At 27.0% G+C, this 11,379-nt stretch carries 7 protein-coding genes and 2 pseudogenes; all 9 read right to left on the reverse strand.

Going from position 1 to position 11,379, the window contains the following annotated elements; translation table 11 throughout:
- Nucleotides 1-642, reverse strand: a 642-nt coding sequence (locus tag KJQ99_RS06935) for a hypothetical protein (RefSeq protein ID WP_214150359.1), incomplete at its 3' end; no start/stop codon positions are given.
- Between the two features lie 207 nt (nucleotides 643-849).
- The gene (locus KJQ99_RS06940) at nucleotides 850-1,161 is read right to left on the reverse strand and encodes a DMT family transporter (RefSeq protein ID WP_214150360.1); all 312 of its coding nucleotides are present in this window, start codon (nucleotides 1,159-1,161) and stop codon (nucleotides 850-852) included.
- Between the two features lie 37 nt (nucleotides 1,162-1,198).
- A pseudogene (locus tag KJQ99_RS11295) lies at nucleotides 1,199-1,693 on the reverse strand (methyl-accepting chemotaxis protein); the annotation flags it as partial.
- Between the two features lie 363 nt (nucleotides 1,694-2,056).
- A pseudogene (locus tag KJQ99_RS11300) lies at nucleotides 2,057-2,872 on the reverse strand (cache domain-containing protein); the annotation flags it as partial.
- A 140-nt stretch (nucleotides 2,873-3,012) separates the two neighbouring features.
- Nucleotides 3,013-6,912, reverse strand: coding sequence for a hypothetical protein (locus KJQ99_RS06950; RefSeq protein WP_214150362.1), 3,900 nt, complete (start codon nucleotides 6,910-6,912; stop codon nucleotides 3,013-3,015).
- Nucleotides 6,913-6,998: 86 nt separating this feature from the next.
- Nucleotides 6,999-7,532 carry a molybdopterin adenylyltransferase gene (gene mog, locus KJQ99_RS06955; RefSeq protein ID WP_214150363.1) on the reverse strand — a complete coding sequence of 178 codons (534 nt, stop codon included), beginning with the start codon at nucleotides 7,530-7,532 and terminating at the stop codon, nucleotides 6,999-7,001.
- 9 nt (nucleotides 7,533-7,541) lie between these two features.
- Nucleotides 7,542-9,062, reverse strand: coding sequence for an AAA family ATPase (locus KJQ99_RS06960; protein ID WP_214150364.1), 1,521 nt, complete (start codon nucleotides 9,060-9,062; stop codon nucleotides 7,542-7,544).
- Entirely contained in the window at nucleotides 9,037-10,284 is a 1,248-nt protein-coding gene (gene mtaB, locus KJQ99_RS06965; protein ID WP_214118410.1) for a tRNA (N(6)-L-threonylcarbamoyladenosine(37)-C(2))-methylthiotransferase MtaB, read from the reverse strand. The genes KJQ99_RS06960 and mtaB overlap by 26 nt, the downstream gene beginning before the upstream one ends.
- Nucleotides 10,268-11,379: mechanosensitive ion channel family protein (locus KJQ99_RS06970; protein WP_214150365.1), on the reverse strand; the 1,112-nt coding region annotated here is incomplete at its 5' end. The genes KJQ99_RS06970 and mtaB, both read right to left, overlap by 17 nt.

Here is an 11,379-nt window from a genome sequence, read left to right on the forward strand (position 1 = left end):
ATCTACAACAATATTTCCACTAATATTTCCAAGCAATTTAGAATTAACAAAAGTAGTTTTATATGAAAAATTACCACTATTTATTTCACTTTCAACAACTTTAAAATTAAGATCTTTAATTTTACCATTCGAAGCTGTTTGACTTCCTATATTTACATTATTTAATGTTCCTTTATTAAAAATCAAATTCTTTGAATTACTAACAGCATTAGTCCATAAATCTATTTTTATGCCATTTAAATTGCTTTCATTGAATACTATATCTTTATTATCACTATTTCTATTATCAAATAATAAATTAAATTTTTGACTTTTTGTATTTGTAATATTTACTTTATTTAGTGTTAAATCACCTTGAAATAATAAATAACTTCCATTATTTATATTTATATTTAAATCAGATATGGTATGCGTTTCTGTGGCTTTACCTATAGTAATTACTCCACCTGTATGATTAATATCGGTTGGACTTTGATATGTATTACTAATTATAATTTTATCTTTGCTAATAGTTTCTTGTTTATTAGCTAATGGACTAATTAATCCACCATTAGTAGCATTTGCTACTGCATCAGCAAGAGCTAAATTACCCCCCCCCGCTAATATAAAAGTTATTAAAGATAATTTTATAGTTCTATTCATTTTCTCCCCTAAAAAATAAATGAAAAATGCTTTATTATAGTTAAAAATCAATATATAAAGGTTAATCAATTGCTAACAAAATGGGGGGGGGGTATTTATAAAATTAAAAATATTTTTAAATATTTTATATAAATATATTCTAAGTTATATAAATATTTATAAGATTTAATAAAATAAACAAATTATTAAAATATATCTTTTTTAATATCAACTTACAATTTTAATTCCAACTAACCCTATTAATATAAGACTTAAAAACATAAGTTTTAAAAAGCTAATACTATCATTAAAAATCATAATCCCAATCAAAGCCGTTCCTAACCCACCAATACCAGTCCATACAATATAAGCTGTGCTGATAGGAATATTTTTTTGCGCTAAATACAAAAATAACCCGCTAAGCCCCATTGATACTATAGAAAACACTATCCATATTTTTGAGCCATTACTAGCTAATTTAAAGCCAATAGGCCAACCAATCTCAAAAGCACCTGCTAAGATTAAGTATATCCAAGACATTAAAACTCCTTAAATACAAAATCTTAGCAAGAATATATTATGATTTAAATTCGCTTAATTTTTTATCTAATTCTTCGCTGATATTAGTTAATTGACTTGCAGCTTTTGCTATTTCTTCTACGCTTCTTGCATTTTCATTAGTGATTTTTGCAATTTGTGAAACTTCATTTAAAATATCTTCAATTTGTTTGCTAGCGTTGATATAATTATCCACGGTCTTATCACTACTAATTATTGCTTCTTTTAATTTTTGTTCCATATTTTTAATTAGCTCTTCGCTACCATTTGCAACATTTGTTAAATTACTAATTTGTTTAGAATTATCACTCATTTGCTCGCTTGCATCTTTAATACCTTGAACTATAACACTTATTGTTGCATTTATTTCACTAAGGCTTTTTTGAGTTCTTTCTGCTAAACTTCTTACTTCATCAGCTACTACGGCAAACCCACGCCCATGCTCTCCTGCTCTTGCTGCTTCAATTGCAGCATTTAGTGCAAGTAAGTTAGTCTGGTCTGCTACATCGTTAATTATTTCTAAAATAGATTTAACATTATCAGCATCACGACTTAATTGCTCAATCTTACTAGCTAAAGCACTTTCTATACTAGCACTTCTATCTATTTCATCTGTTAAAGAGCTAATTGTATTAATTGTTTCGTGAATACTATCAGTGCTACCCCTTAGCTCATTTTTACTATCATTAGCGCTATTTATACCTGATGATAAACTATCCTTAGTTAATTTACCTTCTTCAACAACATTTTCAACTATATTAAAGCTTTCTTCACTTCTTTTTCCTGTTTGCATACTAACACTACTAAGCTCGGCTGCTATTGTTTTGTTTTCATAAGATATTTGTTTTACTTCATTAATTAAAATCCTAATCTTACCAATAAAATCATTTATAGCTTTACTAGCACTTGCTATTTCATCTTTGCCTTTTATTTCTAAAAGTTTAGTTAAATCCCCATCTCCTTTAGATAAATCATAAGCTTTTTGGGTTAGTTCATTTAATGGTTTGCTAATCCAAATTCTAATAACAATCAGCCATAAAGCAAGGATAATAATACATAAAATAACTGCAAATACAGAATAATTTAAAACAACTTCATTTTTCTTATCCAATACTTTTGCACTAATTTCTGCTATTTCTTCTTTAGCTTCTACTAAGTAAATTACGCTTATATATACATAGTCATTGAAACTATCTTTTTCTACATAATACACCACATCTCTTTCTGGTCTTGTCTTATCAGCTTTCATATGAGTTGTTACAAATCCACCACCATTATTTGCTGTTTGAATTATTTCTTGTATGTATAATTTACCATTAGAATCTTTTTTATTATAAGCATTTTCACCAATTCTATCTTTTAGATAGTGCATTACATATTCGCCTTTTTTATTAATTACAAATAAATTAACAGAGCGATTTTTTAAGTCTAATTCACTTAAAAATGTAAGAATATTTTTATTATAACTTTCTTGATTTTCACTTGTTGAATGAATTTTTTTAGACATTGAAGTAATTAAGCTAGTAATACTAACTGCTGTTTTTTTCGCATCATCAACACTCATATTATCAAGAGCTTCTTGAGCGATATTGTCTAATTCATTCATACCTTTACTAGCTACTAAAATAGCACTTAAATTAATAATCAGTAATGAAACAAAAGCAAATAAAGTAATTTTGTAAGATAATTTCATATAGCTCCTTTAATATTTTAATAATTAAAATCGCTAATTCTATTTATGCTAAGTTAAAATAATGTTAAAAAATAGTAAATAAATTAATAAGAAATATATGTTAAAAATAAAAGCCCTTAGATAAACTAAGGGCTAGATAATTATTTTACAAATTCAATTGTAAATGTAGCGTCAGAATCAAGATAGCTAAATGCTTTATCTTTTACTCTAAATCTTAAAGTATCTTTTACATATTGGTTGTTTTCTAAATTAGTTGGAACTTCGTAAGTATCTCCAGGTATTTCTTTTTTAGAATAATCAGAAATAAAGCTAAATCCACCTTTAGCATCATTATATACTTTTGAATAATTACTTAAATTCTTAGAATCCATTTTTACAAATTTATTATTATCGTATTTAAATACCCAAGCGTCAGTTTCACTAATTTTGCGAGTTGTTCCTGTATTTTTATTTAAATCTTTAAAGAATAAACCTGTATAAGCAAACTCATAAGGATTTGTTAATAAATTACTTACATTTAAACTACCGCCACCATTAAACTTAATCTCTGCTTCTGCAGATTTTATTAAGAATTTAGGGTCTAAATTAGGCTTAGTGCCATCGTATTTTGGATAACCAATTTTAACTAAAATTTTACCAAATTCTTTTGCACTAAACTTGCTATCATCATAGGTGCTTAGTTTAGCACTTGGGTCAATTAAACTTAAAGCATTGTCAAATCCACTATTTAATCCAGTTACCTTAAATCCACCTTTTGTTCCACTTGTAGCTGTTACGCCTAAAGTTTCTGAATCAGCTTTAATAATTACTTTATTTACATTTGGTGTTGGGTCATACCCTAAATTAATATTAATAGTTGCGTCATCATTAGCAAATTTTTTATAAAAATAATTATTAGTATTTTTATTAGCTACTTGCAATGGTAATGCCAATCTTTCAGAGTCATTATCACTAAATGGAACATAATTAGTAAAGCTTGTATTTGTTAAATAAGGTCTAATAGCCATATTCGTATTATCAATTTGTAATCCTAGTGTCTCATCTGCTATAAAATTAACAGTAAGTTCATTACCTGGAGTTTGGCAGTTAATTTTACCATCTGAATTAATCTTATTAGCATTAGTAATATCTACAGCAACATTAGAATTTACGCATAAATCTTGCTCTAAATCTCCTATAGTAAATTTATTTTCAGAGAATGCTATTTGAGCGTCTGTTACTAAAGGAAACACGGTTTTTATATCAAAATTACCATTTGTTTTATTAAAATCAACAAATGTTCTAGCAGTAGCTTTTGAGCCAACTTGATTTAATTGAACTGAGTTTTTATCTTCTAAATAGAATTTCTTAACACTACCTTTTGAATCACTTACTTTTAATTCTGCAACACTAATTCCAAATCTATCATCTTTTAAATCCGCAGTGAAAGTTACATTATTGTTTGGATATTTTTTATCTTCTTTACCTGCTTTTTTATCAAATGTATCAAGTGTGCCTACTTTATAAGTAATGCTATCTGGTCTAATTGAGAATGTATTTGAACTTCTATCGCCTAATACTGAACATTCTTCAAAAATGTTATCGTATTCTGCAATTTCGTATCTAAATTGATAATTTTGATTTACAGCTAATTTATCTTTTAAATGTAAAACCATTTTGTTATCAATTGGATAATAACCTTTACATTCTGTAGTTGATTTTGAAAGTTTTTGAGTTCCGTTATAAATATCTGCATTTAACTCATCAGAACCATTATAAAACTTAATGTATTGTTTATAAAGAACTTTAACATCTGGTTTTGTAAAGCCTAAATATATATCTTGACTACTTGTTCTTGTATAAATCTTATCAGCTACCTTTGTATTTGAAGCAATTTTATTATTTTCTAATATTTTAGTAGCATCAATATTATTATAAGCTGTTCCAAAATTAATACCATTTGGCATTTCACTATGACCTAAGATAATTTCTACACTACCCTTTGGAGCACCTTTTACAATATCAACACCTGAAGCTTGAAACATTGGTCTTTCATAAGTTCTTTTTACTTCTTGAATTTTGCAAGCACCACTTGTTGGACATACTTCTTCTCTATTTGTTTCGGTAATTTCTTCTACAATTTCTAAAGGTTTAAATGTGAATTTATAAATATTACCTTTTAATAAATCATTATCATCAATTTTAGCTAGTTTTTTGAATGTATCTTTTGTAAATTTTAATCCAAAACCAGTTATGTTTTCTTTCTGAACTAATTCATATTTAGTATTGGTTGAAATCACTTCTGTTTTAGAATCTACTGCACCATTCGCATCTGCCATTCTTTGCTTTGTTAATTCAAAACTTGTTAAATAATATTTAACTGAAATATTATTTGCTTTTCTATCTTCAGCGTTAAATGGAGTTTTACTATTATTTAAAGCAATATATACATCATCTAAATTAGTAACTTTTAAAGGTTTGCTATCTTTTTTATCAGTTTGATTTGCTTCATTTGTTATTTGATAATAATTAGCATCAGGGATAAATTTAACAGCTAGATTTGATACTTGTGTAGTTACAACAGACCCTTTTCCTTGAGAATTATATTGTTTGTTAGTTACAAATGAAGGTCTAACATTTACACTGAAATTATAAGTATCATCATCTCCTAAAACAATACCTTTTCTAGTAGTGTTATTTTTGTGAATACTAAACACATAATTTTTTCTTACAATCTCCTTAGCATCATCTTTTCTAAAATCTTCTTGATTTAAATAATCAAAATAATTAGCTCTTGAATATTGTGATGAATAATGCTCTAAATCATAATTATAGCACTTGCTAACACCACCGGCATAATCATTCACACGATTGCCATTTTTATTATCATTATAATCTGATAGCAAATCACCATAATCAAAAGGTTTAATTTTTGAATTCTTTAAAATTATAGCTTCTAAAGCTCTGTCTTTAGCAAAAGTATTAGGATTATTGTTTAATTCTAAATATTTATTATAAACATCACAAACACCTAATACTACAGAGTTATTATAATTTTCATTAACAAAAATTAATTTATTAACGTCCCAAGAAGCAATACTATAAGTTGTTAAGCTACCATTTGATAAGCTAGAACAACCTTTCATTCCTTGAATATCACCTGCATTTGTTTTATCACCAACAACATTTGAAAAGTTTCTATATACCCAACCATTGCTACCTGCAAACTCATTTTGGTCTAATAAATACACTAAATATTGACTATTAATAACAGTTGGACTACTTGAAACTATAACTCTACCTGTTGTATTTGCATGAAATTCTTTATAATATTCTTCTATAAACTTTTTCTTATCATTACCATCTAAATCTGATTTTAACTTAACATTAGTTGAAAATGTTTTACTAGATGAAAAATTTTGAACTTCAGGTGTTCTAAAACCAACTGCAGCATAATATGGGTCGTAATCAATATCATCTAAGCCTTTTTGAGAATTATTTATATAATTCAATTCTGCTTCAAAAACTTTTTTACATACTTCTTTGTCTGTATTTTTAATTTCATTTAATTTCTTTTTAATAACATTATCTCTATAGCTATTAACAAATTTTGTAGCTTCTTCATAAGGTGTATATTTAACAGCCATTTTATAAGCTGAATACATTCTAGCATCAAAATAGCTAACTCCACATTGTCTTAATGCTTCATATCTAACCTTTTCTGGGTTCTTAGTAACATCGCCTTTTTGAGTTAAGATATTTATTAAATGGAAATAACTCGAATTTTCAGACACAATTTTGTAAGTATCATCACTTATATCTGGGTTTGCAAAACATTGAACATAAAATTTATCGTTCATCTTTCTTAGCTTAGCACAATCGTTTAAGCCATCAACACTTCTGTTGCCAGGCACAGAATTAATACATTTATTTAAGTGATTACTATGCTGATTTGCATTATCAGTATCCACTATACCTATTTGTAATTCCACTCTATTCTCTGCATTTGCATAAGAAAAAGCCGATAATAATACTAATGAAAACACAATTTTCCTATTCATATTATTCTCCTTAAAAAATTAAAGTTCTAAATTATAATTTTTTTTATTAAATAATTATTGCACTTATGTGCATTTTTGAATATTTTTTACTTACTTTTAGGTCTAAATACCTTTGGTGCATTTTCGCTCTCGTTTATATAACTTGCATTCATTAAGTCTAGGCAATATGGTATCGCAGGAAAAATAGGCTCTATACATTCACGAATTGCTTTTGGCTTACCTGGAAGATTAATTATTAGAGTTTTACCCCTTGTCCCTGCTAATTGACGGCTTAGGATTGCTGTTGGGACAATCTTAAGTGAGCTTGCACGCATTAATTCTCCAAAGCCTGGTAATTCACGCTCGATTGCTTTTTTTGTTGCTTCTGGTGTAACATCTCTTAAAGCTGGTCCTGTTCCACCTGTGGTAAATACCAAATCGCATTCAAATTCATCAGACATTTTAATAATCTCATTTGTAATCAGTTCTTCTTCATCAGGGATTAATGAGTATTTAAAATCAATTTCATTTAATAAATATTCTTGCATAATTTTTCTAATCTCTGCTCCACTAATATCTTCATAAACTCCTGCACTTGCTCTATCTGAACTCGTAATTATCCCTATTTTTATAATATCCATTTTTATCCTTTAAAAAAATATTTCTTTATTTAAAAGCAATTCATTTGCTGTATTTTTAATCTCTTCTTCATAAGCTTTTAAATATTCCTTACATTCTTCTTCTAAAGATGATATTTCAAATTCCACATAAAATTTGCTTAATTCTTGTATTTTATCTCTATCTTTAGAAAAATTATTGTAATTTTCGCCTAAAAATAATTCATTTGCTAACATTCCTGATAAAAGAATTTTGATTTCGTTTTTTATTTCTGAAAATGATTTTATATGCTCGTTTGGATAAAAATACTCAAATGTAAATAAATTAGCATAAATTAAATTCGCATCACAAATCTTTGCCATAGTGATTTTACCTGCTTGATAAATAGCTTGAATATATTGCTCGTTTTCGCTTAATTCTAAATCTTCGCTAATGCCGTGCTTTATCACTAAAATCTCATGTATTATTTCTCTTTCGCTTAATCTATCTCTTAGTAACAATTCATTTTCTAAGCTTTTAAAAGAAGCTCCACTAAAACCTTTTGAAATATAAGCTAAATAATCTAAATTAAAATCAGAACTTATTAAATCTTTTTTAACAAGTTGTTTAAAGAACTCTATTCTGTCGCTATAATTTGGTAAGGTAAAATGAATTTTTTTATCAAATCTTCTAAGTAAAGCTGTATCTAAAACATCAGCTCTATTTGTAGCAGCAATTACTAAGACATTTTTAAGCTCTGCAAAGCCGTCTATTTGAGTTAGCAATTCATTAAGTGTATTTTCACTATCGTTTGCTAAAGCATTGCCACGCTGCTTTCCAAGTGCATCAATTTCATCAATAAAAACTATACAAGGTGCTAATTTTTTAGCATTTGCAAACAATTCTCTAACCCTTTTTGCTCCAAGACCTACAAAAATTTCATTAAAGCTACTTGCACTTTGGTATAAAAAATTAACTCCACACTCATTTGCTAAAGCTCTTGCTAACATAGTCTTACCTACTCCACTAGCACCTGTTAATAAAACTCCTTTTATTAAGCAAGGATTGTTGGTTTTAAAAATAGAGCTTAATTTTCTTAATTCTTCTTTGGCTTTAAACTGACCTATAACATCATTAAAATTACTATCTGTTTTGATAACAAATCTAAATTCAGGCTTTAAGACATTATTAATTGGATGATTTGATATGCCTTGTTTTGTGCTAAGATTTCTTAAGTATATTAGATAATAAATAAAAATTATTATCATAATAAAAACTAAAATTATTGAATAATCAAATTCTATTTTATTTTCTACGCTTTTGTATTTTAAGATTTTTTTGATTATTTCTTCATCAGCTAAAATTTTATAATCTTTATCATTTATTGAAAAATAAAGCATATTTTCATAAATGTAAGCATTTGAAATATTTTTTAATTCTAATGATGAAAACTCGTTTAAAGATATATTTTGCTCTTTTTTACTTAGCGAAAATATTCCTAAAGCTATAATTGCAAGAATTATGCAAGCGATTATTATTTTGATATTTTTAGTAAATGGCTTTATTTTTGTCAATTTCTACCTCGTAATCTTTAATATTTATCCAAGTTTTTAATAAGTCTTTATCTGATTTGATTTTAATTAGATTAAAATATTGGTCATATCCTTGATAATAGCCGTCTTTAAACTGCTCTACTAATACTATTAAATCTTTTTGATTTTTTCTAAATTCATAATTTTTTAATCTAGTAATTTCTTTAATCTCGTTTAATCTTTGCTTTGAGATATTTTTATCAACTTCGCCTAAAGTCTTTGCTAATTCTACGCTTTTTGTCCCGTCTCTTTTAGAATACACAAAAGCGTGAAGATGAGTTATTGGAAATTTCTTAAAATTATTAATAGCATCAGCCCATATTTCATCACTCTCACCTGGATGACCTACTATATAATCAGTGCCTAAGGCATAACCTTTATTAGCTAAATATTCAAATAATTCTAAGTCTTTATAAGCTTTATTTCTTCTTTGCATTAGTTTTAGCATTTTTTCATTTGTGTGTTGTAAGGCTATGTGAAGATGTTTTTCAATAAAATCTTCGTCTAATAATTCTTTAAACTCATCATCAATTTGAACCGGCTCAATGCTACCTAAACGAACTCTTTTAATCCCATTTATTTTGCTAATTTCTTTAAGCAATTTTGCTAAAGATAGATTTAAATCTTTTCCGTAACTACCTATATTTGTGCCTGTTAAAACTACTTCTTTATAACCATTATTAGCTAGGGTTTTTATCTGATTTATAATTTGCTCTAATTTTAGGCTTCTAGCCCCGCCCCTTACGCTAGGAATAATACAATAAGAACAAGCAAAATCGCAGCCTTCTTGGATTTTAACAAATGCTTTTGTATGGTTTTCGTAATTGCTTACTATTTTTTCATCTATGAAATTTAGATTTCCTAAATCAAATTCCTTTGGATTTAGTATAAACTTATTTATATTTGATTTTAAAGACGCACCCATTACACCATCAACTATTTTGCTATCATATAAGCTTTTGCCAATACTTGCTGCAGCACAACCTGTTAAGATGAATTTAGTATTTGGATTATGATTTTTAATATGTCTTATATATTGCTTTAAGCCTAAATCAGCTTGATTAGTAACCGTGCAAGAATTGATTACTATCATATCAGCTTGTAATTCATCATTTATTATTTCATTATCTTTTATATAGCTTTTGATTAGTTCGCTATCGTAAATATTGGTTCTACAACCAAAAGTTTTAATATATATTTTCATTATTATCCTTTAAAAATGGCTGATTATTTCTTTTATCCATATAAATAGTTTGTGATGGGAAAGCTAATTTTATATCATCACTTGCTTTTAATCTTTTAATAATTTCTTCACTTACTATTGAACGCATTTTAAGAGCTTCTCTTGAATTTGTCATATACCAAATAGATATTTTAATCCCGTATTGCTCTAGCATTACGAATAGTTTCGGGTCTGTTCCTGAATTTTTCATTTGATAATGATTTCTCATTTTTTGAATTGCTTTTTTTGCACTATCGCTGAATGCTTGAGTATGAGAACTAGCTGATTCTAAAATTATTTGTTTTGCCTTTTCAAGATTGCTTGAAAAATCTATTACTATATCTATTCCATCCCAAACGGTTTTCATATAAGAATAATTATAATTTGATATTAATTCTGTGAAAATATAGTGATTTGGTATATAAATAATTCTTCCAGCACGACGATTTGTTAAAAAAGTAGTATATGTAACATCTTCGTATATAGTCATCTTAAGTAAAGAAATATCAATAATATCTCCTACATAAGTAACTCCATTTTTACTAACCTTTACTCTATCGCCTACATGAAAGCCACCACCAAATTGTAAAGTAGCCCAACCAAGTAAGCTCATAAACATATCTTTCATAGCAATAGCAAGACCAGCTGATGCAAATCCTAATACGCTTACTAAATAGCTTATATTTTCAACAAAATAAAATATAGAAAACATAGAAACAATAATAAAAGTAAAAATATTTAAAATCTTAAAAGAAGTATAAACTTTATCTTTATCATCAACATATTTTCTAAGCATCAAACCTAATAAATACCTAGCAATAAATATGCAAATAATAATTGCTATAAAAAATATAGCACTATCATATTGTTTTTTTATATCGTTATTTATAAGCTTAATTGTGTTATTTGCCTTAACTTTAAATATCTCAAAAGCATTTGTGATATTTTCTAAAGCGCTTTTATAATCATTTAATTCTTTTATAGAATATACTAATTCTTGACTTAAATTCTCACTTGGCTCAATGTCATATAGTTCTTGTAAAAGCTTTGTTTTCTTATCTATTTTAGATACTAATG

This window comes from Campylobacter sp. 2018MI13 (genome assembly GCF_018501135.1).
Classification (GTDB): Bacteria; Campylobacterota; Campylobacteria; order Campylobacterales; family Campylobacteraceae; genus Campylobacter_E.